This is a genomic window from Arthrobacter sp. B1805 (genome assembly GCF_002929745.1).
Lineage (GTDB): Bacteria > Actinomycetota > Actinomycetes > Actinomycetales > Micrococcaceae > Arthrobacter_D.
The window spans coordinates 133,639-160,240 of sequence record NZ_PJIQ01000004.1; the positions used below are offsets into that span (position 1 = coordinate 133,639).

A 26,602-nucleotide genomic window follows, 5' to 3' on the forward strand; every position below is an offset into this window, starting at 1 on the left:
AGCCGGTAGTCGGCGACCCCGCCGCCGTCACAGGCCTCCGCAGGTACGGAAAAGGCCGCCCATCCGGCAGGATGGGCGGCCTTTCGCGTTCAGACCCTCGACGGGGGTCAGTTCGCCGGGTAGTGGCGTTCTCCCTCGCCCGTGTACAACTGCCGCGGGCGGCCGATCTTGGTCTGCGGATCCTGCATCATCTCGCGCCACTGGGCGATCCACCCGGGCAGGCGGCCGATGGCGAAGAGGACGGTGAACATCTTCTCCGGGAACCCCATGGCCTTGTAGATGAGGCCGGTGTAGAAGTCGACGTTCGGGTACAGCTTCCGCTCGATGAAGTAGTCGTCGGCGAGGGCCTTCTCCTCGAGCCGCATGGCGATGTCGAGGAGCTCGTCGTTCCCTCCGAGCTTCGAGAGGATGTCGTGTGCGGTCGCCTTGACGATCTTCGCGCGCGGATCGTAGTTCTTGTAGACGCGGTGCCCGAAGCCCATGAGCTTCACGCCGTCTTCCTTCTTCTTGACCTTTTCCATGAAGTCCTCGGGCTGCATACCCTTGGCCTGGATGTCGCGGAGCATGTTCAGCACGGCCTCGTTCGCACCGCCGTGCAGCGGGCCGAAGAGCGCGTTGATACCGGCGGACACCGATGCGAACATGTTGGCGTTCGAGCTTCCGACAAGACGCACCGTCGACGTCGAGCAGTTCTGCTCGTGATCCGCGTGCAGGATGAGCAGCAGATCCAGCGCCTTCACCATCATGGGATCGAGGTCGTAGGGCTCGGCGGGCAACCCGAAGGAGAGCCGCAGGAAGTTCTCCACCAGGTTCATGGAGTTGTCCGGGTAGAGCATCGGCTGGCCAATGGACTTCTTGTGGGCGTAGGCCGCGATGACGGGGAGCTTCGCCATGAGGCGGAAGGTGGAGAGCTCCACCTGCTCGTCGTCGAACGGGTCCAGCGAGTCCTGGTAGAAGGTCGACAGCGCGGAGACGGCGGAGGACAGCACGGGCATGGGGTGCGCGTCGCGCGGGAAACCGCCGAAGAAGCCCTTGAGCTCCTCGTGCAGGAGGGTGTGGCGCCGGATGCGGCCGTCGAACGCGCTCAGTTCCTCGGGCGTCGGCAGGTTGCCGTAGATGAGCAGGTAGGACACCTCGAGGAAGCTCGAGTTCTTGGCGAGCTCCTCGATGGGATACCCGCGATAGCGGAGGATACCGGCGTCACCGTCGATGTAGGTGATCGCGGACGTCGTGGCCGCCGTGTTCATGAAGCCGGGGTCGAACGTGACCTGGCCCGTCTGCTTCAGCAGTTTCGACACGTCGTAGCCGTTGTTGCCTTCGACAGCGGGCACCAGCGGCAGGCTGAGTTCCCCGCCGTCATAGTGGAGGGAAGCAGCATTCTGCTCGGTCATTGATTCTCCTTCAGGAGCCGGAGCGAGGTTGTCGCCACGAATCATCGCTGCGCAGGGGGACACGGGTCACTCCGGCGCTCGCACAGTCAGCAAGAACGCTACCGCCCACGGTGCCCTGATCACTAATCCTCCTGCCTTTCGCAGGAACCTGCGCTCAGCGCCTCGCGCCGTCGAGTCGGGCGACGGCGGCTTCTATCCTCTCGTCGCTGCCTGTCAGCGCAACACGGATGAAGCCCTCACCCGCGTCGCCGTAGAACGTGCCCGGCCCGGCGAGGATCCCGAGCCCGGCGAGCCACCCGATGGTGTCCCACGTCGGCCTGCCGTCGGACGCCCAGAGGTAGAGACCCGCCTCGGAACCACTGATCGTAAAGCCCGCGGCTTCCAGGGCCGGGATGAGCAGGGCACGACGACGGCGGTACAGGTCCTTCTGCTCCGCCACGTGCACATCGTCCCCGAGCGCCACACGCATCGCTTCCTGGACGGGGTAGGGAACGATCATGCCGGCGTGCTTGCGGGTGTTGACGAGATTTGCCACGATCTTCGGATCGCCGGCCGTGAAGGCCGCGCGGTAGCCCGCGAGGTTCGACTGCTTGCTCAGGGAGTACACGGCGAGCAGGAGGTCGTGGGTTCCACCGCACACTCTGGGGTCGAGCACACTGGGCACGGCTTCGCCGCCGTCCGCGGGGTCCCACCGACCCCACCCGAGTTCGCCGTAGCATTCGTCGGAGGCGACCACGGCGCCGAGGGAACGGGCATCGGCGACGATGGCGCGGAGGGCATCGACGCCGAGCACCTCGCCCGTCGGGTTGCCCGGCGAGTTGATCCACACGAGGCGCACGCGCGCGCGGAGGTCCGGAGGGAGGTCGGCCAGCGAATTGGCGGCGACCGGCGTCGCACCGGCGAGGTGAGCACCGATGTCGTAGGTCGGGTAGGCGACGGAGGGGCGGACGACGACGTCCCCCTCACCCAGCCCGAGCAGCAGGGGCAGCCACGCAACCAGTTCCTTCGACCCCACGGTGGGCAGGATGTCCTTCGGGTCCAGCCCGGGGACCCCCCTGCGTCGCGCGAACCAGGCGCTGATCGACTCGCGCAGCGCGGCCGTCCCGTGCGTGGTCGGGTACCCGTGGGCGTCGGCTGCGGAGGCCAGGGCCGACCTGATGAGCTGGGGTGTCGGATCGATCGGCGTGCCGATGGAGAGGTTGACCACGCCGTCGTCGTGCCGTGAGGCGATCTCCTGGTAGGGCGCCATCGCGTCCCACGGGTAATCGGGCAGATGCAGGCCGAACGCGGTCGGCTCCCCGTCCGCCACTAGGCGGGCTGGTTCTGGGGCGGCAGGGCGGCGATGATCGGGTGGTCGAACCCGGTGTTGCCGACCTTGGCCGCTCCGCCGGGTGAACCGAGGTCGTCGAAGAACTCCACGTTCGCCTTGTAGTACTCGGCCCACTGCTCCGGGGTGTCGTCCTCGTAGTAGATCGCCTCGACGGGGCACACGGGCTCACACGCGCCGCAGTCCACGCATTCATCCGGGTGGATGTAGAGCGATCGCTCGCCCTCATAGATGCAGTCAACAGGGCACTCCTCGATACAGGCCTTGTCCTTGACATCCACGCATGGCTGCGCGATTACGTAGGTCACTTCCCACGCCTTTCCTTGTGACTGGGTCCGCTGCCGCACCCGCGGTGCGGTTTCCAGCTTAACGCAACGGCCCACCACGGCAGGACGACGGACCGCCGGCCGGCCACGGACCACGATCGGCGCGGATGGGCCTACCCTTGATGCGTGCAGACACCCGCCGCCCTCCTCGCATCGCTCCCCCTGATGACGAGGGTCGTCGTCCGCCGGCGCCTCGAGAACGGAGCGACCGACTCGCTCGGTGACCTCGTCTCGCTCGACGCGACCTCCTGTACCGTGCGCACCCGCAGGGGTGACGACGTCGTCCTGCTCGCCGACGTCCTCGCAGCGAAGCCCGTGCCGCCTGCTCCACCGCGACGGGCTCCACGAAGGCCTACGTCAGGTTCTGAGCCAGGAGACCAGTGACACGCAGGTGCAGCCGCTCAGTCGGTCGGCGCCTCCGATACAGGCGCCTCCCCTACACTGGCCTCCCCTATAGGGGCCTCCGCGTGACGCATGACGAGCGCCGCACCGATCAGGACGGCGGAGAAGAGCGGGAGCGCCGTCATCAGCGCCGAGTAGCCGGTAGTGACCATGGTGGCGACGGGCGCACTCTGCGCAGGATCGGACGACCCGACGTTGGCGAGAATCAGTGGCCACGCCATCATGAGCACGACAGCCGCGACTCCCAGGCCGACCCCCCACCGGAACGTGCGTCTCCTCAGGCTCACTGCGTCGCTGCGGTCCATACGATCCCCCGTTGATTCATCCGCCACTGGTCCATGCCTACCGAAGCACGATCGGCCCGGGAGGGCAACGCCTGGGAGCGGAACTTGCCTGGTCTGCCATGGACCCGTCCCGCAGCGAGACCCTTCAGTGATTGGGACCTGTCAATGGGGGAGGCCGTTTCCCCGTACAATCGACGGATGGAAAGAGACGAGGACCTCCAGGCACGGAGCCGGGCGCTCAGCTCCCCCGTCAGGCTCCGCATCCTCCGACTGTGCCTCCACAAGCCGAGGACCAACAAGGAGATCGCGGGACTCCTCGACCTCAATCCGGCGACGGCACTGCACCACGTCCGCACCCTGCTGTCCACCGGGTTCCTCGCCGCCGAGGACGCCAGGACCGGTAACCGCGGCGCGAAGGAGATCCCCTACCGGGCAACGGGTCTCTCCTGGGGGAGCCGCATGCCCAACGCGGCTCCCGTCCTCGTGGAGACGTTCCTCCAGGAGATCGAAGGACTGCAGCCGTCCGAGATCGACGTGTGGCGACTGGGAGTCAGGCTCAACGACGAGCACCGCGCAGAGATGATGGGGCGGATCCGGGAGGTCTTCGAGGACTACGTCCAGCGAGGGCCTGACGACGACGGCACGGCCACCTCGATCATGCTGGCCCATCACCTCGACCGGACGGCCGACTGAGGCCTCCCGGTCAGGGACGCCGCAGGGGGCGTAGCACGACGGCGGCGAGCGCGACCGCCCCGAGCGTCACCACCAGGACGCCGAAGAGCCAGATGTTCCCTGCAAGGGCCAGGCCCGGCGCGGCTTCGGACGAGCCCGTGAGGATCAGCGTCTTCGACGACGTCGACAGCAGCGCCACCACACTGTAGGCGATCGCTCCGGCGACCGCCGCCAGAATGACGTTCCGCGCCCAGAGTCCGCACAACAGGAACAGGCACCCTGCAAGCACCAGCGCCGCGAGGGAACCGACCGGCAGCGCGGCTCCGCCCGCGTACAGCACGTGCCCGTGCAGGAGGGTGCCGAGCACCCCCGCAGCGATTCCCGCTCCGACGGCGGCCAGCACTGCGGCCAACCGCCGGGGTGGGGACGCACCCGCGTATCCCGCAGCCCTCCGGTCCGCAGACGACGAACGCCGACCCTTCCCCACTGGGAAGGTGCCGGCGTCGTCGTCTACCACGTGCAGCTGGTCGTCAGGCGCGGGCGCGCGAACGCGATGCTCGCATGCGCTCGTTGGCGTCGAGGATGACCTTGCGGATACGGATGGACTCGGGCGTCACCTCGACGCACTCGTCCTCGCGGGCGAACTCGAGGGATTCCTCGAGCGTCAGGTTGCGCGGCGGGGTCAGGTTCTCGAAGGTGTCGGAAGAGGCCGCACGCATGTTGGTGAGCTTCTTCTCCTTCGTGATGTTGACCTCCATGTCGTCGGCGCGGGAGTTCTCGCCGACGATCATGCCCTCGTACACCTCGGAGGTGGGCTGGACGAAGAACGAGCCGCGCTCCTGCAGGTTGATCATGGCGAACGGCGTGACGACGCCGGCGCGGTCGGCGATCATCGAACCGTTGGTGCGGTACTCGATGTCACCGGCCCACGGCTCGTAGCCCTCGGAGATCGACGCAGCGATACCGGCACCCCTGGTGTCGGTCAGGAAGCGGGTACGGAAGCCGATCAGGCCACGGGCGGGAACGATGAACTCCATGCGGACCCAGCCGGTGCCGTGGTTCGCCATGTTGGTCATGCGGCCCTTGCGTGCGGCCATGAGCTGGGTGACGCCGCCGAGGTACTCCTCGGGCACGTCGATGGTCATGTGCTCCATCGGCTCGTGGATCTTGCCGTCGATGGTCTTGGTGACCACCTGCGGCTTGCCGACCGTGAGCTCGAAGCCTTCGCGGCGCATCTGCTCGACAAGGATGGCGAGGGCGAGCTCACCACGGCCCTGGACCTCCCAGGCGTCGGGACGCGCGGTGGGCAGGACACGGAGCGAGACGTTGCCGATGAGCTCCTTGTCGAGGCGGTCCTTGACCTGGCGGGCCGTGACCTTGGCACCCTTGACCTTGCCTGCGAGCGGCGAGGTGTTGATACCGATGGTCACGGAGATCGCGGGATCGTCGACGGTGATGAGCGGCAGCGGCTGGGGGTTGTCGACATCGGTGAGCGTCTCGCCGATGGTGATGCCCTCGATACCGGCGACGGCGACGATCTCGCCGGGTCCGGCGGACTCGGTGGGAACACGGTCGAGCGCCTTGGTGGCGAGGAGCTCGGTGATCTTCACGGACTTCAGTTCGCCGTTCTGGCGGGCCCAGGCGACGGTCTGTCCCTTACGGAGGGTTCCGTTGAAGATGCGGAGCAGTGCGAGGCGGCCGAGGAACGGCGAGGCGTCGAGGTTGGTGACGTGCGCCTGCAGAACACCCTCGGGGTTGTACCGGGGCGCGGGGATGTGCTCGATGATCGTCTGGAACAGCGGCTCGAGGTTGTCGTTCGCGGGCACGGTGCCGTCCGCGGGCTGCTCGAGCGACGCGGCACCGGCGCGGGCCGCGGCGTAGACCACGGGCACGTTGAGGATCGCGTCGAGATCGAGGTCGGGAACCTCGTCCGCGAGGTCCGAGGCGAGTCCGAGGAGGAGGTCCATCGATTCGCTGACGACTTCCTCGATGCGGGAGTCGGGACGGTCGGTCTTGTTGACCAGCAGCACCACGGGGAGCTTGGCCGCGAGGGCCTTGCGCAGCACGAATCGGGTCTGGGGCAGCGGACCCTCGGACGCGTCGACGAGGAGGACGACGCCGTCGACCATGGACAGTCCGCGCTCCACCTCGCCGCCGAAGTCCGCGTGGCCCGGGGTGTCGATGACGTTGATGGTGATGGTCTCGCCATTAGCCGAGGGGCCGTCGTAGAACACCGTGGTGTTCTTCGCGAGGATGGTGATGCCCTTCTCCCGCTCGAGGTCGCCGGAGTCCATCACGCGGTCGGCGACGTCGCCGTGCGCCGCGAACGAGTTGGTCTGCTTCAGCATGGCGTCGACCAGGGTGGTTTTTCCGTGGTCAACGTGAGCCACGATGGCTACGTTGCGGAGATCGCTGCGGACAGCGGTGTTGCCTGTGGTTTCAGACATGCGTAATGACTCAATTCGGTATCTACTGCGGGGAAAGTGGCGGCGGCTGCACTGCACGCCCTCTCACCAGTCTAGGTGCTGGACAAAAACAGACCTAATGCGCGCTGTCAGCGGTGGTCCGAATCAGCGGTGGGCGCACAACGACGGCCCTCCGTAGGGAGGACCGCCGTCGTCGCTGTGTCATCACCGTCCGGTGCAGGGCGGCGTGCTAGGCGACCTCGGGTGGGAGGACGAGCCCGGCGCCGGGGATAGCCGCGAGCAGGGCCTGGGTATACGCCGTCCGCGGGTTGTCGAACACCTCGTCCGTCGTGCCCTGCTCCACGAGCCTGCCCTTCTCCATGACGGCCACGTGGTCGGCGATCTGCCGGACCACCGCGAGATCGTGCGTGATGAAGAGGTAGCTCAGGCCGAGTTCGGACTGCAGATCGGCGAGCAGGTTCAGGATCTGGGCCTGGACCAGCACGTCGAGTGCCGAGACCGCCTCGTCGCAGATGACCACTTCCGGATCCAGCGCCAGCGCACGGGCGATCGCCACTCGTTGGCGCTGGCCGCCGGAGAGTTCGTTCGGGAAGCGCTGCATCATCGAGGACGGCAACGCCACCTGCTCGAGCAACTCGCGGACCTTCTTCTCCCGGCTCTTCGCGTTGCCCACCCCGTGGACGCGGAGCGGCTCCTCGATGGTGCGGTAGATGTTGTACATCGGGTCGAGCGAACCGTAGGGATCCTGGAAGATGGGCTGCACGCGGCGCCGGAAATCGAACATCTCCTTCCGTCCGAGCGTGGTGATGTCCACGCCGTCGAAGCGGATACTGCCCGACGTCGCTCCTTCCAGGCCGAGCACCATCTTCGCGACGGTGGACTTGCCCGAGCCGGACTCCCCCACGACGGCGGTGGTCGTGCCGCGCGCGATGGAGAAGGACACCTTGTCCACGGCGGTGAAGTCCGTGGACTTCCCCCAGCTGCCGCGGATCTTGAAGACCTTCGTCAGGTCCTCGACCTCGATCACCTTGTCCGCCACAGCACCGTGAGGCGTCGCCGGAGCGAGCAGGTCCCCGGTCTCGACACCGGCGCGCTTCGCCGATGCGATGCGGCGCGAGGCGATCGACGGAGCCGACGCCACGAGCTTCTGCGTGTAGGGGTGGCGGGGGTTGGTCAGCAGTTCGAGGGCCGGCCCTGCCTCGACGACCTGCCCCTTGTACATCACGATCACCTTGTGGGCGCGCTCGGCGGCGAGGCCGAGGTCGTGCGTGATGAGCAGCACCGCGGTGCCGAGCTCCTCCGTCATGGTGTCCAGGTGGTCGAGGATCTGTCGTTGGACGGTGACGTCCAGGGCGGACGTCGGTTCATCGGCGATCAGCAGTCGGGGTCGGCATGACAGGCCGATCGCGATCAGGGCGCGCTGGCGCATGCCCCCCGAGAATTCGTGCGGGTACTGGTTGGCCCTCGACGCGGCGTCCGGGAGCCCCGCCTCGGAGAGCACCTTCGCCACGTCCTGAGGAGTGCTCGCGAGTCCGTTGGCCTTCAGGGTCTCCTTGACCTGGAAGCCGATCTTCCACACCGGGTTCAGGTTGGACATCGGGTCCTGCGGCACCATGCCGATGGAGGATCCCCGGAGCTCGACGATGCGCTTCTCCGAGGCGTGTGTGATGTCCTCGCCGTCGAAGATGATGCTGCCGTTCGAGACACGCCCGTTCGCGGGCAGCAGTCCGATGGCGGCCAGCGCCGTCGTCGACTTGCCCGAGCCGGACTCCCCCACGATCGCGACGGTCTCCCCCGGCATCACGGTCAGGTGCGCGTTGCGCACCGCCGGGACGTCCCCGTTCGACGTCGAGAAGGTGATGGCGAGGTCGCGGAGTTCGAGCAGCGGCCGCGGAGCGCCGGACGACGCCGGGATTCCCCCGGTGCGCGCTGCCCGGCGCCGGCCGTCGCTGCCCTTTCCGGCATCCACTTCGTTGCCCATGCTGTGGCTCATCGTTTGCGTGCCTTCGGATCGAGAGCGTCACGCAGGGCATCGCCCAGCATGATGAAGCTCAGAACAGTGATCGACAGTGCGAGTCCCGGCCAAAAGATGGCCATCGGATTGCTCCGCAGGGACGGCTTCGCCGAGAAGATGTCATTGCCCCAGGACATGACGTCCGGCGGGAGGCCGATGCCGAGGAACGACAGCGTCGACTCCGCGACGATGAACGTTCCGAGGGAGATCGTCGCGATGACGATGACCGGCGCGAGGGCGTTCGGGATGACGTGCTTCACTAGGGCGCCGAGGGGTGAGACCCCGAGCGACCGGGCCGCGGTGACGAAGTCCGCATTCCGGACCTCGATGACGGCCGCGCGCGTGATGCGTGCGATCTGCGGCCAGCCGAACGCCACGAGGATGACGACGAGCGTCCACACGTTGCGGTTCTGCTGGAACACCGGAAGCTGCACGACGACGATCGCGCCGAGGATCAGCGGCAGCGCGAAGAAGATGTCACCGATGCGGGCGAGGACGGCGTCGATCCAGCCCCCGAAGAAGCCGGCCAGCGCACCGATCAGGCCGCCGATGAGGACGACGCCGATGGTCGCGAACAGGCCGACCGTCAGCGACGACTGCGTGCCGTGGACGACGCGGGACAGGATGTCGCAGCCCTGCACCGTGAAGCCGAGCGGGTGCCCGGGGGCCGGTCCACCGTCGGAGTTCTCGAGCAGGCAGTTCTCGTTCGGCGGCTCGCTCGTGAAGAGGCCCGGGAACAGCGCCACGAAGATGACCGCGAGGATCAGGACGGCGCTGATGATGAACAGCGGCTGGCGCCTCAGGCTGCGCCACGCCTCGCCCCACAGGCTGCGCGGAGCGGCATCGGAGACGGCACTGTCGGTTGCCCGGACGGGGGTCTCGTCGGGGTCCGCCACGAAGTGCTCGATCGGGTAGGCGGACTTCTTGGTGCGGCCGACGGGCGTCGGTGCCTCTGTCGCCAGGGGGGCCTGCGGCTCCGACCCGACCAGTCCTTCCGCCGACATCGGGGTCGAGGTCGAGGCCGGAGCGTTTGATGATGTTGGTTCAGGCATATCGAATCCTTGGGTCCAGCCACGCATACAGGAGATCCACCAGCAGGTTGGCGAGGCAGAAGATGAGGATCAGGAACGTGACGATCGAGACGACCATCGGTCCGTCACCGTTCAGTACGGCGCGGTAGAGGGTGTTGCCGACGCCGTTGACGTTGAAGATGCCCTCGGTGACGATCGCGCCGCCCATGAGTGCGCCGAGGTCGGCGCCCAGGAAGGTGACGACCGGGATCAGTGAGTTGCGGAGGACGTGCACGACGACGACGCGCCTGCGGCTCAGGCCCTTGGCCGTGGCCGTCCGGACGTAGTCCGCATTGACGTTCTCGATGATGCTCGTGCGGGTCAGGCGCAGGACATAGGCGAAGGACACCAGCCCGAGCACCACGGCCGGCAGGAGGAGTTCCGCGAACGTCGCGTCACCGCTCACCGTCGGGTTGGTCCACTGCAGCTTGACTCCGATCAGGAACTGCATCAGGAAGCCCAGCACGAAGATCGGCACGGCGATGACGATCAGGGACAGGACGAGGACCGACGAATCGAAGATCTTCCCCTTGCGGAGACCCGCGACGAGGCCGAAGACGATGCCGAAGACTGCCTCGATGACGAGGGCCATGACGGCGAGCTTCGCGGTGGTCGGGAAGACCTCGGCGATGATCGTCGCGATCGGACGGCCGGAGAAGTTCGTGCCCAGATCGAAGGTCAGGACGCCCTTGAGGTACAGCAGGTACTGGATCCAGAAGGGCTGGTCGAGGTTGTACTGCTCGCGCAGGCCAGCGACGACGGCCGGGGTGCAGCCGCGCTCGCCGCAGATGGCAGCGGTGGCATCACCGGGCAGGCTGAAGACCAGGAAGTAGACGAGAAGCGTCGCGCCGAGGAACACGGGGATCAGCTGCAGGAAGCGTCGGACGATATACCAGGCCATCAGCGCGCACCTCCCGGCGCGGCGAGCGCCCGGACCGGACGCAAAGAGGGGTTGCTCATGAGGTGTTGAACCTTTTCGTGGGAGCACGGAAAAGGGGCCTGCCCTGTGCCGGGCAGGCCCCGAGACCGCTAGGGGTTACTTGCCGGTGATGGCGTAGTAGAGCGGAACACCGTTCCAGCCGAACTCGACGTTGTCCACGTTGTTGCTCCAGCCGCCCTGGGCGACCTGGTACCACAGCGGGATGGCCGGGAGGTCTTCCAGAAGCTGCTCCTGGGCCTTGTTCATCGCCTCGTTGCCCTCCTCGACAGAGCTGGCGGCGAGTCCGTCGGTCAGCTGCTGGTCGAACTCGGGGTTGCTGTAGCGCGCGTCGTTCGATCCGGCGCCCGTGGCGTAGATCGGCCCGAGGAAGTTGTACAGCGACGGGTAGTCGGCCTGCCAGCCGGCACGCAGGGCGCCGGTGAGGGTCTCCTCGGTGGCTTCGGTACGTGCTTCCTTGAACGTCGCGTACGGCTTGCCCGCGACGTCGATGCCGAGGTTGTTCTTGATGTTGTTGACGACCGCCTCGACCCACGTCTTGTGGTCACCCTTGTCGGCGTTGTAGCCGATGGTCAGGGGCTGCGATTCGTCGTAGGGTGCGATCTTCTCGGCATCGGCCCAGAGCTGCTTAGCCTTCTCGGGGTTGTAGTCGAGGTTCTCGCTGCCCGGGAGGTCCTCGCTGAAGCCCTCGAGGACGGGAGCCGTGAAGTCCTTCGCGGGGGTGCGGCCGTTGTTGAAGATCACCTCGGTGATCTCCTCCCGGTTGATCGCCATCGAGATCGCCTGGCGGCGCAGCTTGCCGGCCTCGCCTTCCCAGTTCGGGAGGTAGTACGGGATCGCGATGGTCTGGTTGCCTGCATAGGGCGATTCGATCGAGCGCTCGCCGAGGTCGTTCTTGAAGTTCTTGATGTCGCTGGTCGGAATCGTCTTCAGGACGTCCAGGTTGTCCGAGATCAGGTCCTGGTAGGCCGTCGTGTCGTTCTGGTAGATCTTGAAGGTCACGCCGGCGTTCTGCGCGGCCTGCGGGCCCTCGTACTCGTCGTTGGGCACGAGTTCGATCTGCTGGTTGTGCTGCCAGGCGCCCTCGGAGGCGAACTTGTACGGTCCGTTGCCGATCGGGTTCTCGCCGAAAGCGGCGGGATCCTCGAAAGCCACGGCGGGCAGCGGGAAGAACGCGCTGTAGCCGAGGCGCAGGGGCCAGTCGGATTCGGGCTGGGAGAGCTTGACGGTGAACGTCAGGTCGTCGACGACGGTGAGGCCGCTCATGGTCTCCACCGTGGAGCCTTCGGCGCTCGCCTCGTCGTAGCCTTCGATGCTCTCGAAGAAGTAGCTCGAGAGCTGCGCGTTCTTCGCGGCAGCACCGTAGTTCCAGGCGTCGACGAAGGAGCTCGCGGTGACGGGGTCGCCGTTGGTGAACGTCTTGCCTTCCTTGAGCTTGATCGTGTAGTTCTGGGCGTCCTCGGTCTCGATGGACTCGGCCATCTCGTTCTGGGACGCGCCGTGCGCGTCGTAGCTCACGAGACCGGCGAAGATCAGGTCGAGGATCGCTCCGCCGCCCACCTCGTTGGTGCTCGTGGGGATCAACGGGTTCTGGGGCTCGGAGCCATCCACCACGATGACGGCATCTGTGGTGCCCTCGCTCGTGCCGGACTCACTGCTTCCGCCGCCGCATGCACTCAGTGACAGAACGGCGATGGCCGCGACGCTGAGCATTTTGGAAGTGCGCGTGAAACGCATTCCGCCTCCTAGGTATCTGGGTCGTTCCGGCGCTGTTGTGGCCGGGATAGCGGCTCCGCAGAGAGCGAGAGCCAACTCACACCGGAAGATCATATGCCCATTCCGTTGCTTCCCTGAACATCTTGGAGGACGGCGCTTCCAGGCGGTTTTCAGGATGCCCGCCCGATGACCGTGATTCCGCGGGCGACGGCCTGCGACTGCGGCACGTCACGCTTCGATAACGGGAGCGTGGGGGCTTCCGGCGTGGGGAGGCCGACGTGGCGTACATGCCCCGGTCCGGTCCCGGGTTCCACAGTGGCACGTGGCGTCGGAACCGGACACAGCGACGTAGCCCGCCCTGCCTCAGCAGGACGGGCTACGTCGGGTGCAACCCCCTACAGGGGACGCGACCGCACTCAGTCGGTGGACGCCATCAGCTTCGCTCGCAGCTCGCGGCGCTCTCTCTGCTTGGCCGGATCCGGCAAGGGCACGGCCGCCAGCAGACGCTGGGTGTAGGGGTCCCGGGGGCTGCGCAGGATCTGGTCACGCGTGCCCTGCTCCACGATCCGCCCACGCTTCATCACGCAGATGTAGTCCGCGAGCACGTCGACGACGGCGAGGTCGTGCGTGACGAACAGGCAGGCGAATCCGAGTTCGCGCTGCAGGTTCTGGAAGAGTTCCAGGACCTTCGCCTGCACGGACACGTCCAGGGCGGACGTGGGCTCGTCAGCAACCATCAGCTTCGGTTTGAGCGACAGCGCTCGCGCGATGCCGACTCGCTGCTTCTGGCCTCCGGACAGCTCGTGCGGGTACCGGTTGCGATAGGAACGCGGCAATTCGACCTGGTCCAACAGCGTCTCGATGCGCTTCTGCAACTCGCCACCCTTGGCCTCGCCCGCCAGGAACATGGGCTCACCGATGCTCTCACCGATCGGGAGCCGGGGGTTCAGGGACGACGACGGGTCCTGGAAGACCATGCCTACGTGCCGCCGCACCTGCACGAGTTCCTTCGACGTGGGCCGGAAGCCCGAGATGTCCGTTCCCACGACCTTGAGCGAACCGTGCGCGACCGGCAACAGCCCGACGGCGGCCCGCCCGATCGTGGTCTTCCCGGAGCCCGACTCCCCCACCAGTCCGATGACCTGGCCTGGATAGACGGTGAGGTTCGCACCCTCGACAGCCCGGAACGCCGGGACGCGGCCCTGCTTCGGATACTCGATCGCCACGTCCACCAGCTCGAGGACCGGCTCCGCAGCGGGCGACGCCGTGTGCGCTTCCTCGTGGAGCTGCGCGAGTACCTGCTGCTCGCGCCGCTCCAGCTCGTCGTGGTCGACGGTCTGCAACTCCGTGTGGGTCGCTGCCGCCAGGGCGGCGGTGATGTCGACGTCGTCGTTCCCGTCCCCCTGCCCGAGGTGCGGCACGGCGGCGAGGAGCGCCCGCGTGTACTCGTGCTGCGGGTTGTTGAAGATCTGCTCCGCCGTGCCCGTCTCCACGATGCAGCCCTTGCGCATCACGGCGATCCGGTCCGCGAGGTCTGCCACCACTCCCATGTCGTGCGTAATGAGGACGATCGCGCTGTTCAACTGGGTGCGCAGGTTGCGCATGAGGTCTAGGATCTCGGCCTGAACGGTCACATCCAGGGCCGTCGTCGGTTCGTCGGCGATCAGGAGCTTCGGATCGCACGACAGTGACTGGGCGATCATGGCGCGTTGGCGCTGCCCTCCCGACAACTGGTGCGGGTAGGAGCGGAACGCCTTGTCGGGATCTGGCAACTCCACCATCTGCAGCAGGCGCAGCGCACGCTGCTTCGCCTCGTCCGGCGAGATCTCGTTGTGCAGGCGCAACGTCTCCACGATCTGGAAACCCACGGTGTAGACGGGGTTCAGTGCGGTCATCGGCTCCTGGAAGATGACGGCGACGTCGTTGCCGCGGATCTGCCGGAGCTTCGCCGGCGACATCGTCAGGACGGACTTGCCGTTCAGCAGCACCTCGCCGGTGACCCGGCTGTTGGACGGCAGCAACCCGAGAAGCGACATGGAGCTGGCACTCTTGCCGGAACCGGACTCGCCCACGATGGCGAGGACCTCGCCGGCACGCACCTCGTAGTTGAGGTCGATGGCGGCAGGGACCCACTTCTTGTCGACACCGAAGTCGACGCTGAGGTTCCGGACCTCGAGCACGGGACCCTGGAACGCCGGCCGGTCCGGGCCGGCGCCGCCTGTGCCACCGATTACCTGAGTACTCATGAGGGGGTCTCCTTCGTGATGGAGGCGCGAGACTGCCCGCGCTCCGGGATTGCCGTGGTCGGCCGCACTGCTGGGACTATTGAGCCATGGAAAGCTCGAGGGATGTGGCCGGGGCCACCGTTTTCAAACCGCGGACCAGCGTCTGGTTCACGGGTATCGCGGTCATCGTCGCGTTGGCCGGGCTTGTGTCGATCCTCGCCACCGAGGGTCCGGCCGGCCTGCTCGCGGGATGGCCGCTGGCAAGCATCGGCTATGTCGGCTGGTGGCTCTTCTGGTATCCCGCCGTCGTCCTGTCCGACGACGCCGTGACGCTGCGGAACCCGCTGGCGACCATCAGGGTCCCCTGGGCCGCCCTGATCGACGTGGATACGAGGTACGCCCTGAAGCTGGTGACGCCGACAGGCTCGTTCACCGCCTGGGCCGCACCCGCTCCCGGGGTCTGGGGAACCCATGCCGGCAAGCCCGAACACGTGACGAACCTGCCGTCCACGAGCTACGGCCCCGGCGGGTCCATCCGTCCGGGGGACCTGAAGAACACGGACTCGGGACTGGCGGCCTACCTCGTGCGTTCCCGCTGGCAGGAGCTGGTGGAGTCCGGCGCCATCGACGTCGACTCCCCCGACCGTGCGCGCCGCGCGTGGAACTGGCCGCACATCGCCGTGGCGGTGCTGCTGGCCTCGGCGGCTGCCGCGTCGCTGACTCTCGGCTCCTAGCGGTCCGGTCACGCGGCTGCGGGCTTCTCTGCGTCCTTCGCCCGGCTGGCGTTGAATTTCTTCTGCCGAGGGTCGAAGGCGTCACGCAGGCCGTCGCCGATGAAATTGATGCAGAGGCAGATCAGCACGATGAACAGGCCGGGGAACCAGAACAACCAGGGCCGCGTCTGGAACGCCTCCTGGTTCTGGCTGATGATCAGGCCCAGGGACACATCGGGAGCCTTCACACCGAATCCGATGTAGCTCAGCGCCGTCTCGAGCAGGATGCCCGCGGACATCAGCAGCGTCGTGTTCACGATGATGACGCCGACGGCATTCGGCAGGATGTGCTTGAAGATGATGCGTGCGTTGGACGCACCGGCGATCTTCGCCGCATCCACGAACTCACGCTCACGCAGCGTCAGGAACTCGCCTCGCACGAGGCGTGCCAGACCGGTCCAGGCGACCAGCCCGAGGAAGATGCCGAGCAGCCACACCTGCGCGCCGCTACCGACGAAGCGGTTGACGGACTCACCCAGCGTCGCTGCGATGAGGACGAGCGGGATGATGATGATGACGTCGGTGAATCGCATCAGCACGGCCTCGGTCCAGCCGCGGAAGTAGCCGGAGCTGGCACCTATGACCACTCCCACGAGGCACGCTAGCGCTCCGATGAGGAACATGATGATGATGGAGTTCTGAGCTCCGCGCATCGTCATCGCAAAGTAGTCACGGCCGATCGAATCCTGCCCGAACGGGTGCTCTCCCCAACTGAACGGTCCGGTGACGGTCGGCGCACCACCGTTGAGCAGTGGGACGAACTCGGTGTGGTTGTACTTCCACCAGCCCGGAATCCCGGCGAACCCCACCGAGGTGAAAGCCAGTACGAAGATGACGACGAACACGATAAGGCTGACGATCGCGGCGGTGTTGTCGAAGAACTTCCTGCGGACGATCTGGCCCTGCGACAGGCCCTTCGCCTCGGCCTCGGGAGCCGGATGCGTAGGACCGGTGACGGTCGCTGCCTCACCGCCGGGAAGGTCGGAGGGAGTCTGAGTGGTCATGCTTTCACCCTTACGCGAGGATCGAGGAACGAGTACACGATGTCGGCCACCAGGTTGAAGACCAGCGCCAGGATGCCGGCCACCAGGAAGAAGCCCATGATCGGATCCGGGTCGGTGCGCTGCAGCGCCTGGACGAAGAGCTGTCCCATCCCCGCGAAGGCGAAGACCTGCTCTGTGATGATCGCGCCGCCGATCAGGGCGCCGATGTCGAAGGCCACCAGGGTCGCGAGGGGGATGAGCGCGTTGCGGAAGGCGTGCCGCATCACGACGGTCCGCTCGCTCAGGCCCTTGGCCCGGGCGGTGCGGATGTAGTCCATGTTCATGATCTCCAGCATGGAGGCGCGCGAATACCGGCTGTAACTGGCGAGGGATGCGAGGAGCAGGGCCAGCGTTGGCAGCAGCAGGTGCGTGAACGTGTCGAGGCCGTTCACCCAGAACGTGCCGTCGAGGCCCGGCGTCTCCGCCCCCACCGTCGCGATCGGCCTGCCGCGGACACGCGAGTTGTTGACGTAGGAGGGCCAGGTGACCATGAAGCGGTCGACGACGATCAGGAGCCCCATCAGCAGCCCGGTCAGGGCCGCCGCACGCATGCTCTGGCCGCGGTCGTAGCCGCCCATGAAGTATCCGACCGTGACACCCACCAGAACCGTGATGACCGCGAAGATGACGATCATCCAGGCGGTTGCCGCATTCAGGATCGGGTTCACGACGTAGTAGGCGACGAGGCCGATGGCCACCATGATCAGCGACGAGTACAGCGCCTTGCGGTTGCGGAGACCCGCGGTGAGCAGCACGATGCCGAAGGCGATACCGACACCCGTCACAAGGATCACGATGGGTCCCAGGCCCGGCCGGGTGAACCAGTCCACAAGGTCCAGGACGAACAGGAGCGCCGCGGCGACGACCGCGCCGAGGACGAAAGCGATTCCTTTGCTCCGCCAGGACCTGCTCGCGAACAGCGCCCAGATGAGCCCGCTCGCTATCGCGACGACCAGGATCGTCGAACCCGGGATCTGCGGGTTCGCGAGGAAGTTGTTGAACCCGATGGCGCCGAATTCCTTCAGCAGGACAGCCAGCCAGAAGATCGGCAGCGAAAAGAACAGGAACGACATGAACGTCACGCCGTAATCGAGTCCGCTGTACTGGCGCAGTGCCGTGATGATGCCGAGCGAGATGCCGATGATGATGGCAAGCACCGTTGCGGTGGTGACGAGCGTGATGGTGTTACCCATGGCCCTCACGAGCGCTGTGGTCACCGCCTCGCCCTGGATGCTCGCGCCGAGATCGCAGGTCGCCGCGAACGGGACGAGGCACTTCGCCGCTCCGGCGAGCCACCCGAAGTACCTGAGCGGTGCCGGCGTGTTGAGGTCGAGGAGTTCCGTCCGGGCCTGGATCAGCTGATCGCGGTTCGGCGCGTTGCTCGCGCGCAGGTCCTCGAGCGGGTCACCCGAGAGGGCGGTGAGCTGGTACACGACGAATGACGCGCCGATCAGGATGAGGACGGCCGTCACCAGACGCCGAACGATGTAGGTCACCATAGATTTCGAACCTCAATGTTTGATTTCGGGTGGGTGTTCCCGTGCTATCGCAGAGTGTAGTGCAGCCTCCGTAGCCGGAGGAACGCCGGGGCCGGCAGCCACCGCGGGTCCTCGCCATGGCGCCGAAGCGGAACATCGTCCTTCCGCGACCTGCACAAAGAGAGGCGCCGGAACGGGCGAGTTCCCCTGTCCCGGCGCCTCTTTGCTACTGACGTGCGTTACTCAGTGACGGACTACTGGACGACTTCCCAGTCCCAGAAGTTCCACCAGACGCCCGTCTGGTTCGGCATGTATTCGATGCCGGTGATGTTGTCGCTGTAGGCGTCGACACCGGGAACCTGGAACAGGGGCAGTCCGTACTTGGAATCCCAGATCAGCTTGTCGATCTGGATCTGCAGGTCGTCCTGCGCATCCGGATCGGTCGTCACGATCAGTTCGTCCATGAGCTCGTCGGCCTCGGGGCTGGAGAACCCGTTGAAGTTCGAGCCGTTGCCCGTCTTGAAGATCTGCGGCACGCCGGACACGCCGACGCCCGAGTTGATCCAGCCGAAGATGGTGGCATCGTAGGTGCCGTTGCCCAGAGCGGCGCTCCAGTCAGAGGCACCGAGACCGCCGTCGATGACCTTGAATCCTGCCTTCGCGGCGGATTCCGCGATCAGCGTGTAGGAGTTCAGGCGATTCGGGTTGTCACGGTTGTACATGATCCGGACCTCTGGAGTCGCTCCGGCGAGCAGCTCCTTCGCACCCTCGATGTCGACCTCGGCGTAGGCTTCCGAACCGTTGTTGGCGGCCGACTCCTCGTAGGGTTCCTGGTCCGTCAGGAAGAGCTGCGAGTCGAGAGGCTCGGCGTCGGGGTTCAGCTTCTTGACGATCGTCTCGACCAGCTGCTGGCGAGGCACCGTCTTCATGAAGGCTTCGCGGACACTCTCCTCGGCGAAGACTCCGCTGAAGTTCAGGTCGAGGTGGTCGTAGGAGAGCTCGTTGCCGCGAGAAACGGTCACGCCCTCGATGGCTTCCAGCTGCTCGACGGTGTCAGCGGACGCCTGCGGAGCGATGATGTCCGCTTCGCCATTCTGAAGCGCCTGGACCTGGGCCGGTGCCTCGCCGATGTAGCGGACGGTGATTTCGTCCACCTTCGGCATCGGGCCCCAACTGTAGTCCTCGTTGCGGGTCAGCGTCATGGACTGGTCCGGCGTCATCGCCGAAGCGATGAACGGGCCGTTGGACAGGTAGAGCGACGGATCGCTCGGCAGCGACTTCGTGTCGAAACCGGCGTTCCAGAAGTCGGCGACCGCCTGGAGTTCAGGGCGCTCCACCGGCTTCTCGGGGTCGCCCTCCGGCGAGGTCTGAATGAGTTCGATCAGCGCGTCCTCATCAGCGAGGCCACCCTTCTCGGCGACGACGTGGGCGGGCGTGGAGATGCCGCCCTCACTCATGAGGCCGAAGGCTACCTGGTAGTCGGCAAAGGGCTCCGAGTAGTTCAGGGTGATGGACCGGCCGTCATCGCCGATCTCGGGAAGCTCGGTGAGACCGAGTCCGCCGGTGTCGCCGGCGTAGTCGAAGTAGGTGGCACCCGATACGACTTCACCCGCTTCATCGGTCTTCGCGTCGTTGAAGTGTCCTGAACCGATGGCCCACGAAAGCAGCAGGTCGCCGCCGTCCACGGGCTCGCCGTCGGACCAGTTAACGCCCTCGTTAACTGTGTACTTCACGCTCAGGGGATCCTCGGAGAGGACCTCCATCGAACCGAAGTCCTCGTTCTCGACCACCTCGAGATCGTTGTTGATGTAGACGAAACCGGAGTGGGTTGCATAGGCAATCCTGCCGTTGATGTCCGAGTTGCCCTCTGAGCTGTTCGAGTTGAACGAGCTGAAGCCGTTGACCTCGACAACACGGACGTTTCCGCCCGTTGCTTCGCCTTCAGCGCTTTCCTCGGGTGTCTCGGCACCCGTGTTGGCAGCGCAGGCGCTCAATGCGAGCGCTGCTACAGCAGCGACCCCCACAGCTTTGGAAGTACGTCCGAAACGCATTCCGCCTCCTATTTCATAGTGTGGATCCAGCTTCACGCGGTCTTGCATGACAGCCGATACGCAACCCAAAAGGGTGACGCTACTCACGTGAGCAAAAGCCTAAGTGCACTTTGTTACCAATAGGTATCCAATGCCACGCCGGTTCGGTGTTGTTATCGAGCTGCAACCAAAGTTCACCGAACGTTCCGAGGTCCTCTCCAGCGGTACGGGCGGTGGCGCCGTCCGACCAGCCCTGCGCTGGAATCAGCGCTTGATCAGGGGCGCCGCGCGGTGTTTCGTTAAGAGACCCGGCCGCCCGCTGGTGCGGCCGGAGTGCCGCTGACCGCACCTGGTCCGCGGCGGAACCCGCAGGGCAGGCGAGGAGCACCATGGCTTGGCTTTTCGTGGACAGGCACGCGGCGATCTGGGACGACGACGCAGACGTGCAGGCTGCGATCGGGGCGATCAAGGCCCGGCTCGACCAGCACGCCGAAGTGCACCTGTCGATCCAGAGCAGAGGCTTGAAGGGCCCGGTGTTCGTCATTACGAAGGAGACCGCCCTGACGTCCCCGGAGCTCAGCAACCGGTTCAACGCGGATCTGTTCTCCGATCTCACGACGCCGACGGCGCGGAACAGTCCGACCATCCACTGGTTCTCGGACGGGCGGGGGTTCGTGTCGGAGACCAACAGCCGCATGTGGTGACCCTCGCCGGCGTCCATGTCGGCAGGCGTCCATGTCGGCAGGAGCGACGCGGCGCTCCTGCCGGACGAGGGCCTACGTCAGGGCTGCGTCCACAGGGTGACGGTGTGCGCAGGGCCGCTCGAGGACGACGTCGGACGGAACCCCAGGTTGTTGAGCTGGGCAGCATAGGCGCTGTCCTGCTCGTTCTTGGCCACAAGCCAGACACGCCGCGGTACGGCGCGTTCCGCGATGTCGACCACCGGAGGATCCGAGGCGAACACCCAGCCGAGCGGCGGGCGTTCGGGCTGGGCTATGTCCACCAGCCGATCGAACTCCTGCGGGTACAGGTCGACGGCGTTGCGGGCGGAGTCGATGGAACCGACACCCGGTTCGATCAGTAGGCCGTCCCCGTTCTCCGCCTGGTCGTGCAGGGCCGAGGCGATGAAGGAGTAGTCGTAGCCGGGAATCTTCGCGTACGGCTGGCGCTGGGCCACGATGAGGACGATGCATCCTGCGACCAGTAGCGACGCCAGGATCTGCTTGGCGTAAGGCCGGAGCACCATGATGCACTCCGCCAGCAGCATCGCGACGAACGGCGACGACGACGTGAAGTAGCGGCCCAGCAGCATGGGTTCATGCGCGATTGAGATGCCCCACAGAACGGCGACGGCCAGCGCCGGCGGCACCGCGGCCATGAGCAGGCGGTCCTTCGGCAGCGGACGGCCGATGATCACCGCGAGTGCAATGGCCACCGCGGCCAGACCGGCCACCGCGACTGCGACGTACTGCAGCGGCACCTCGGAACCGGCGGGCTCGATGTTCCAGCGCGAGGTGAACCAGGACTCCACCAGCGCCTGGTCGGCGATATTGTACCCTCCGTCCCCGATCCAGCTCACCTGGGACTGCTGCGGAAGCGCGGCGAGGGCGAGCGGGAGGCACACGAGCCCCGCCACTACCGAGGTCACGAGCAGTGCCAGCCGGGACTTCCCCTGGAAGAGGATGAGCGCGACAGCCACCAGGCCGACGACGGGCAGCGCGGCGAAGAGGTGCGCGCCGACGGCGCCGATCATCGACGCCCCCAGCAGTAGCCAGTACCCGATCGAACTCCTCTCGCGGAGCTTGACGACCGCGAGCAGGGCGAATGCCATGAACATCGACGTGAGCGCATAGGGTCTGGCCTCGATTGCCATCGCGGTCATGCGGGGCAACAGGGCGAACGCCGCGGCGTAGAACAGTTGCGCCCTGCGACCGCCGACGGCACGGCCCGCGGCTGCCATCGCAGCCGTGCCTGCTCCCACAGCCAGCAGGCTGGGCATCCGCAGCCAGAGCGGCGTAACCCCGGTCACGCTCACCCAAGCGCTCATGAAGACGTAGTACGGAGCGAACACGGCGTCGGTCTGCTGCCACAGGACCGCCATGTCGGCGAAGGGATAGCTGATGATGTGGGCTGTCGCTGCCTCATCCAGCCACGGCGAAGGAATCCATGCACCCGCGAAGCTGATCAGGAAACCGAGCACTCCCAGGAAGAGGCTGCTTCGGACGGAAGCGGAAAACCCCGACGAAGCGCCCCTCCCAATCCCTCTTCGGGAGGGGTACCTTGCCTTGGAATGCCGGGCCGGAAGCTGCGAAGTCACCCCGCGACTATAGATGATCCGCTTCGGCCCTCCACCATTCCTCCGCGTCGCTGGACTCGAGCTCCCCGACGTGGCAGGGCCGATCACGTCCGCGCTCCCTCCAGGACGGGGCATCGGCAACGATCGCTCCACGACGGGCGGTGCTTGCGACCCGTTGCCATCCACATCGCAGCACCAGCCACTCCTTATATACGGGGGACACGCCTTCGTCCCCTGCCCCGCCGTATATTTCGTCCCCTGCCCCGCCGTATATAAGAAGGGGTCCACGCCGGCGGGTCCTCCTGCTCAGTCACCGGTCACGGGCTCCAGGACGAGCGAACCCCTGTCATTCGAGAGGGTGAGTGTCGTGCCGTCCAGGGTGTAGCTGATCGGAAGTTCGGCAAAATTGTGGATCCACGCGTCGTACTCGTGCTGCGGAGAGTCGCAGGCGACAGCTGCTATCTGCATGGTTGAGCGGTCGATCGTCATCTGCTCGTCCGTGACCTCAACTCCGGCCTCGAATCCCGCGCAGGGGGTCCCGACGCGGACGACGCGGCGGTTGTCACGGGTGCCCACCCACCAGGTGACGCGGTCAGTCGTCAGCCACGCGAGTTGGCCGGCAGTGCCTGAGCCCGACACTGCCACGAACTGGATCCCGTTCAAGGGAGTTGCCTCAGGTGTTGCGCATCCGCTCAGCAGAGCGGCGGACAGCAGCGCTGACATCACCCTGAACGACCGTCGAGCAGCACCTGCGAGCACGTCGCGCATCTCCTCAGATAACGTTCCGACAGTTGCCGCCGAGGCCGGCAACCAGACCCGGGTTGGTCACCGTGGAGACGGGTGTGGAGGTCCATCCGTGCCTGCTCATGACAATCGACAGCTCTAGCTCGGTTCCCAAGCCGAGAAGTCCGCCCAGGAGATTCGTTGGAACCGTCGTGACGTACTGTCCCGGCGTAGCGGCAGGACGGGTGTTCTGCGCGAGGTTGTAGCCGGTGAGGGGCGCCAACGCAGACCCAAGGCCCGAGGTCGATGCCCACAACTGGCTTTCTGAGAGCTGGTATCCCGACGGCAGCGCCCAGTACATCTCGACCCGGGAACCAATGCCGAGAACGGCAGGAAAGTATCGGCACTGGGCAGTAAGTCGCGCCGGGGAGATGGCGATTGCTGTGAATGATCCGGCAGTGACCTGGTTCTGATGCCACGCAGCATCGGTCATCCCGGCGCGCAGGCCTGTACCGGCGGTTGGCAGGACCAGGAGCCCAACCAGCACCGCCGCCCACACGCCTGAACGGAGCCGGAAATTCTGCGCCCCCTGACCGATACCAGGCAACTCAGGATCGTGCTCTCTCATCAGCCTTCCTTCCTGAACCGTTTGACGTCACATCACGAGGATTTGGGACTGGTACATGAACGCAGTGTGAACATTCCATTTCGCACAGAAATTGATTTTCAGCATAAACCGGAGAAATGGGACAACTGGGTATAGTTTACGTCGCCGGCGGTCCTAGCCGGAGCGACTCATTACAGGGGGATCCACCATGAACGATGTTCCGCAGTTGAAGCGCCGCCGCGTCCGCGCCGTCCTGGCAGGAGGCCTGGTCCTCGGGGTCGGTGCTGCTGTGACGCTGGCAGCCTGGAACGACTCGGAATTCGCGACTGGTAGCTTCGCCGGCGGACAGTTCAACCTCGTCGGCAGCACCGACGGGACGAACTTCACCGACCACGCAACAGCAACCGACGCGGCCGACCTCGGTTTCGTCGTCGATGCGGACGAACTGACACCGAACGACGTCGTCTACGCGCCATTCGCCGTTGCCTTGGATGGGACCACCTCCTATGGGGCAACCGTCACCGTGTCTTCCGAGGCCCTGGCCGGAAGCCTCAAGGACCTCACCTACGAGCTGCTTCAGACGACCGGCTTCGGCTGCACGGCGACCACGACGGGAACCGCCCTGGTCCCGGCGGGCACCGCTCTGGGTACTGTGCCCGCAGGCGTCACCTTCAGCCTCGAGGAAGCGACCGGGACCGCGCTTGCGCCGGCCAACCTCTGCTTCAAGGTCACCGCGGGTGACATCGCCCAGGGCATCAGCGGCAGCGCTACCTGGGAATTCGCAGCAGAGTCCCTCTCCTAGCCGTGGGCGCGCACAGCGTCCGACGGCCCGCACGAGCAACACGCGCAGCTCGACCGAAGTCCCTGGCCCGAATCCGCGCGGTACTGGCCGGGGCGCTGGTGCTCGGAGTCGGCGGATCATTGACCCTCGCCTCCTGGACGGACACCGAGTACGCCTCCGGCTCCTTCGCAGCGAGTTCCTTCTCGATCGAATCGACCACCTCGAGCCCGTACTCGGCCGATGGCCCCTGGACCATCAACGAAACAGCTCCCGGTGCGACGCTTTCCTTCAACGCCACAGGAATGTACCCCGGCAGTACTGCCTATGCGCCGATCGCCCTGCGCACCCGGACTGGTTCGCTGGCGGGCACGGCGTCCCTGGGACCTGCGGCAGTCACCAATCCCCCAGGGACTGCCGCACCTCTGCTCGGCGATGCCCTGGTGTACCGCGTCGTGCGCTCGGAAACCTGCTCTGCTGCCGTATTCGCATCCGGTGCCGTGTTCGTGGTCGGCTCTGCGACTGCGGGCCGACCCTTGACTACCGGCCAGAATGCCGGTGTGGTGAACAGCCTGGCTCCAGCTACACCGACAGCCCCCGGTGCCAGCACCAGGTTCTGCTTCGAGGTCTCGCTTCCCCCTGGAGCAGCCAACGCACTGCAGGGGAAGTCAGCGTCGGCGATCTGGCAGTTCTCCGCGGTTTCGACAGCACCGTGAGCGGGACGCCTAACCCTGCCGTGATTGCTCCCCTCGGTTCCGCCGATGCATCAGCTCCCCTGAGGAAGCGACACTCCCCCGCCGCCGTCATCCGCGAGTTGCTGATGAATCTTGCCGCTATCGGTGGCGCAGTGTGCATCCTGCTTGTGGTGGCAGCGCTTGTCTTCGACATCACGCTGATGATGTTCAGGACCGGCTCGATGAGCCCGACCATTCCGGCAGGATCAGTCGCCGTCGTCCGTGAGATGCCAGCGGCCGGCATCTCCATCGGCGACATCATCACCGTCGACCGACCGGGAGCGCTGCCGATCACGCATCGGGTCACCAGCGTGACCGATACCGGCGGACCCACGCGGATCATCACCATGAAGGGTGACGCGAACGACGTCGAGGACCCGGCGCCGTACAGGGTCGATACCGTGCGCGAAGTCCTGTTCTCGGTTCCCGGTCTGGCTCCGGTCATCATCGCGATGTCGAACCCTCCGGTGCTCGGCGGCATCACGCTCGCTGTCGCTGCGCTCGTGACCTGGAGCAGCTGGCCGACGTCGGACAAGAACGGCAGGCACGGACGCCGCAGTGCCCGCGGCGAACACAACGGGCGCAGCGCGTGAGGCGTTTCGCCCTCGGACAAGGACTGTCGCTCGCGGCTTGCGCACTTGCCTTCTCCGCTGCGCCTGCGGCTGCTGTGCCAGCGGAGATACCAGCCACCACCACCGGACCAAACCTGCTCGACCTCGAGTACTCGGCAGACACCGTGCGCCTTACCCCTGGCGAGACATCGTCCTGGGATGTGCTCGTGACCTTCGTTCCGCATCTCGTCGACGAGCTCGTACTGGATCTCGATACGCCGCCGAATGCCAGTTCGCTGCTCATGCAGGACCTCGCGGTGCAAGCCAGCGCGTGCTCCGTGGCTTTCAACCCCTCTGGCTGTCCGGGCACAACCGTCGAGTTGCTGCCAGTGATTCCTTTCACCGACATAGCAGCGTCAGAGGCGACCGTGCTCCGTCCGGTCACCGAGGACCTTCCCGGTCCCCTGTATGTACGAGTCAACGTCACCCTTGCCGAGGACACTGACGTCTCGGCCGACCACGAGCCTGCCACCATTCATCTCGCGGCCGTTGCCACCGGAATGGACACGCCACCGGGAACAGCACCTGAGCGGGTGCTCGACGGGGCAGCTGCCGGTCAGGCTCGACCAGGGAACCGTTCCCCTTTGGCCGAGACAGGCGCAACCATTCTGGGTTACGCGGGGCTGGGCGTGGCCGCAGTCATCATCGGCCTCCTGGTGTCCGGAGTGGCACGGCGGACCAGCGGCGGAGCTGCCTAGCTTGCTCTGCCCCCGAATCTGGATGCGCCCCATTGGTTCGC

At 66.0% G+C, this 26,602-nt stretch carries 25 protein-coding genes; 8 read left to right on the forward strand and 17 right to left on the reverse strand.

Annotation, left to right across the window (positions count from 1 at the left end; translation table 11 throughout):
- Positions 1–107 precede the first annotated feature (107 nt).
- The 3 genes from CXQ96_RS06120 to fdxA all read right to left on the reverse strand — a co-directional run bounded on the left by CXQ96_RS06120 (position 108) and on the right by fdxA (position 3,026).
- The gene (locus CXQ96_RS06120) at positions 108–1,391 is read right to left on the reverse strand and encodes a citrate synthase (protein WP_104117148.1); all 1,284 of its coding nucleotides are present in this window, start codon (positions 1,389–1,391) and stop codon (positions 108–110) included.
- A gap of 154 nt (positions 1,392–1,545) precedes the next feature.
- Positions 1,546–2,700 (reverse strand): succinyldiaminopimelate transaminase, encoded by a 1,155-nt coding sequence (gene dapC, locus CXQ96_RS06125; RefSeq protein ID WP_258058899.1) that lies wholly within the window; start codon positions 2,698–2,700, stop codon positions 1,546–1,548.
- Complete coding sequence (gene fdxA / locus CXQ96_RS06130; RefSeq protein WP_049829022.1) at positions 2,700–3,026, reverse strand: ferredoxin; 327 nt, start codon at positions 3,024–3,026, stop codon at positions 2,700–2,702. The genes dapC and fdxA overlap by 1 nt, the downstream gene beginning before the upstream one ends.
- Positions 3,027–3,170: 144 nt before the next feature.
- Here fdxA and CXQ96_RS06135 point away from each other — a divergent pair, with 144 nt between their 5' ends.
- Complete coding sequence (locus tag CXQ96_RS06135; protein WP_308662576.1) at positions 3,171–3,428, forward strand: hypothetical protein; 258 nt, start codon at positions 3,171–3,173, stop codon at positions 3,426–3,428.
- Positions 3,429–3,445: 17 nt separating this feature from the next.
- On the opposite strand, the gene CXQ96_RS06140 is transcribed toward CXQ96_RS06135, so the two are convergent.
- Positions 3,446–3,751: a hypothetical protein gene (locus CXQ96_RS06140; protein ID WP_104117149.1), complete on the reverse strand. Its 306-nt coding sequence runs from the start codon at positions 3,749–3,751 to the stop codon at positions 3,446–3,448.
- Between the two features lie 177 nt (positions 3,752–3,928).
- Here CXQ96_RS06140 and CXQ96_RS06145 point away from each other — a divergent pair, with 177 nt between their 5' ends.
- On the forward strand, positions 3,929–4,423 hold the full coding sequence (locus CXQ96_RS06145; RefSeq protein ID WP_104117150.1) for a transcriptional regulator: 495 nt from the start codon (positions 3,929–3,931) through the stop codon (positions 4,421–4,423).
- 10 nt (positions 4,424–4,433) lie between these two features.
- On the opposite strand, the gene CXQ96_RS06150 is transcribed toward CXQ96_RS06145, so the two are convergent.
- The 7 genes from CXQ96_RS06150 to CXQ96_RS06180 form a co-directional block, all read right to left on the reverse strand.
- Positions 4,434–4,814 carry a hypothetical protein gene (locus CXQ96_RS06150; protein WP_104117151.1) on the reverse strand — a complete coding sequence of 127 codons (381 nt, stop codon included), beginning with the start codon at positions 4,812–4,814 and terminating at the stop codon, positions 4,434–4,436.
- 118 nt (positions 4,815–4,932) lie between these two features.
- Positions 4,933–6,849 carry a translational GTPase TypA gene (gene typA, locus CXQ96_RS06155; protein WP_104117152.1) on the reverse strand — a complete coding sequence of 639 codons (1,917 nt, stop codon included), beginning with the start codon at positions 6,847–6,849 and terminating at the stop codon, positions 4,933–4,935.
- Positions 6,850–7,057: 208 nt separating this feature from the next.
- Entirely contained in the window at positions 7,058–8,821 is a 1,764-nt protein-coding gene (locus tag CXQ96_RS06160) for an ABC transporter ATP-binding protein (RefSeq protein WP_258058900.1), read from the reverse strand.
- Positions 8,818–9,894, reverse strand: coding sequence for an ABC transporter permease (locus CXQ96_RS06165; RefSeq protein WP_258058901.1), 1,077 nt, complete (start codon positions 9,892–9,894; stop codon positions 8,818–8,820). Before CXQ96_RS06165 ends, CXQ96_RS06160 begins: the two co-directional genes overlap by 4 nt.
- Positions 9,887–10,813: an ABC transporter permease gene (locus CXQ96_RS06170; RefSeq protein ID WP_104117154.1), complete on the reverse strand. Its 927-nt coding sequence runs from the start codon at positions 10,811–10,813 to the stop codon at positions 9,887–9,889. The genes CXQ96_RS06165 and CXQ96_RS06170 overlap by 8 nt, the downstream gene beginning before the upstream one ends.
- A gap of 135 nt (positions 10,814–10,948) precedes the next feature.
- Positions 10,949–12,586 carry an ABC transporter substrate-binding protein gene (locus tag CXQ96_RS06175; RefSeq protein WP_104117155.1) on the reverse strand — a complete coding sequence of 546 codons (1,638 nt, stop codon included), beginning with the start codon at positions 12,584–12,586 and terminating at the stop codon, positions 10,949–10,951.
- Positions 12,587–12,981: 395 nt separating this feature from the next.
- Positions 12,982–14,811: an ABC transporter ATP-binding protein gene (locus CXQ96_RS06180; protein WP_104117156.1), complete on the reverse strand. Its 1,830-nt coding sequence runs from the start codon at positions 14,809–14,811 to the stop codon at positions 12,982–12,984.
- An 86-nt stretch (positions 14,812–14,897) separates the two neighbouring features.
- Here CXQ96_RS06180 and CXQ96_RS06185 point away from each other — a divergent pair, with 86 nt between their 5' ends.
- Positions 14,898–15,524, forward strand: coding sequence for a PH domain-containing protein (locus CXQ96_RS06185; RefSeq protein ID WP_104117157.1), 627 nt, complete (start codon positions 14,898–14,900; stop codon positions 15,522–15,524).
- Between the two features lie 8 nt (positions 15,525–15,532).
- Here the strand turns inward: CXQ96_RS06185 and CXQ96_RS06190 are convergent, their stop codons facing one another.
- The 3 genes from CXQ96_RS06190 to CXQ96_RS06200 all read right to left on the reverse strand — a co-directional run bounded on the left by CXQ96_RS06190 (position 15,533) and on the right by CXQ96_RS06200 (position 20,135).
- Positions 15,533–16,567 carry an ABC transporter permease gene (locus CXQ96_RS06190; protein ID WP_104117158.1) on the reverse strand — a complete coding sequence of 345 codons (1,035 nt, stop codon included), beginning with the start codon at positions 16,565–16,567 and terminating at the stop codon, positions 15,533–15,535.
- Positions 16,564–18,105 carry an ABC transporter permease gene (locus CXQ96_RS06195; protein WP_104117159.1) on the reverse strand — a complete coding sequence of 514 codons (1,542 nt, stop codon included), beginning with the start codon at positions 18,103–18,105 and terminating at the stop codon, positions 16,564–16,566. The genes CXQ96_RS06190 and CXQ96_RS06195 overlap by 4 nt, the downstream gene beginning before the upstream one ends.
- A 233-nt stretch (positions 18,106–18,338) precedes the next feature.
- Positions 18,339–20,135 (reverse strand): ABC transporter family substrate-binding protein, encoded by a 1,797-nt coding sequence (locus CXQ96_RS06200; RefSeq protein WP_104117160.1) that lies wholly within the window; start codon positions 20,133–20,135, stop codon positions 18,339–18,341.
- Between the two features lie 368 nt (positions 20,136–20,503).
- Between CXQ96_RS06200 and CXQ96_RS06205 the strand changes: the two genes are divergently transcribed.
- Positions 20,504–20,818: a hypothetical protein gene (locus CXQ96_RS06205; protein ID WP_104117161.1), complete on the forward strand. Its 315-nt coding sequence runs from the start codon at positions 20,504–20,506 to the stop codon at positions 20,816–20,818.
- A gap of 77 nt (positions 20,819–20,895) precedes the next feature.
- Here the strand turns inward: CXQ96_RS06205 and CXQ96_RS06210 are convergent, their stop codons facing one another.
- From CXQ96_RS06210 to CXQ96_RS06220, 3 genes are all read right to left on the reverse strand, one after another.
- Positions 20,896–22,314, reverse strand: a complete 1,419-nt coding sequence (locus CXQ96_RS06210) for a glycosyltransferase family 39 protein (RefSeq protein ID WP_104117162.1) — start codon at positions 22,312–22,314, stop codon at positions 20,896–20,898.
- Between the two features lie 402 nt (positions 22,315–22,716).
- Entirely contained in the window at positions 22,717–23,073 is a 357-nt protein-coding gene (locus CXQ96_RS06215) for an META domain-containing protein (protein WP_146070833.1), read from the reverse strand.
- A gap of 109 nt (positions 23,074–23,182) precedes the next feature.
- The gene (locus tag CXQ96_RS06220; protein WP_104117164.1) at positions 23,183–23,761 is read right to left on the reverse strand and encodes a hypothetical protein; all 579 of its coding nucleotides are present in this window, start codon (positions 23,759–23,761) and stop codon (positions 23,183–23,185) included.
- A gap of 187 nt (positions 23,762–23,948) precedes the next feature.
- Here CXQ96_RS06220 and CXQ96_RS06225 point away from each other — a divergent pair, with 187 nt between their 5' ends.
- Genes CXQ96_RS06225 through CXQ96_RS06240 form a run of 4 tightly spaced genes read left to right on the forward strand, consistent with a single transcriptional unit; the run spans position 23,949 to position 26,561 of the window.
- The gene (locus tag CXQ96_RS06225) at positions 23,949–24,542 is read left to right on the forward strand and encodes a SipW-dependent-type signal peptide-containing protein (RefSeq protein WP_104117165.1); all 594 of its coding nucleotides are present in this window, start codon (positions 23,949–23,951) and stop codon (positions 24,540–24,542) included.
- 2 nt (positions 24,543–24,544) lie between these two features.
- The gene (locus CXQ96_RS06230; protein WP_181036377.1) at positions 24,545–25,234 is read left to right on the forward strand and encodes a SipW-dependent-type signal peptide-containing protein; all 690 of its coding nucleotides are present in this window, start codon (positions 24,545–24,547) and stop codon (positions 25,232–25,234) included.
- Positions 25,231–25,845 (forward strand): signal peptidase I, encoded by a 615-nt coding sequence (locus CXQ96_RS06235; protein WP_258058902.1) that lies wholly within the window; start codon positions 25,231–25,233, stop codon positions 25,843–25,845. The genes CXQ96_RS06230 and CXQ96_RS06235 overlap by 4 nt, the downstream gene beginning before the upstream one ends.
- Positions 25,842–26,561, forward strand: a complete 720-nt coding sequence (locus CXQ96_RS06240; RefSeq protein ID WP_104117167.1) for a hypothetical protein — start codon at positions 25,842–25,844, stop codon at positions 26,559–26,561. Before CXQ96_RS06235 ends, CXQ96_RS06240 begins: the two co-directional genes overlap by 4 nt.
- Positions 26,562–26,602 lie beyond the last annotated feature (41 nt).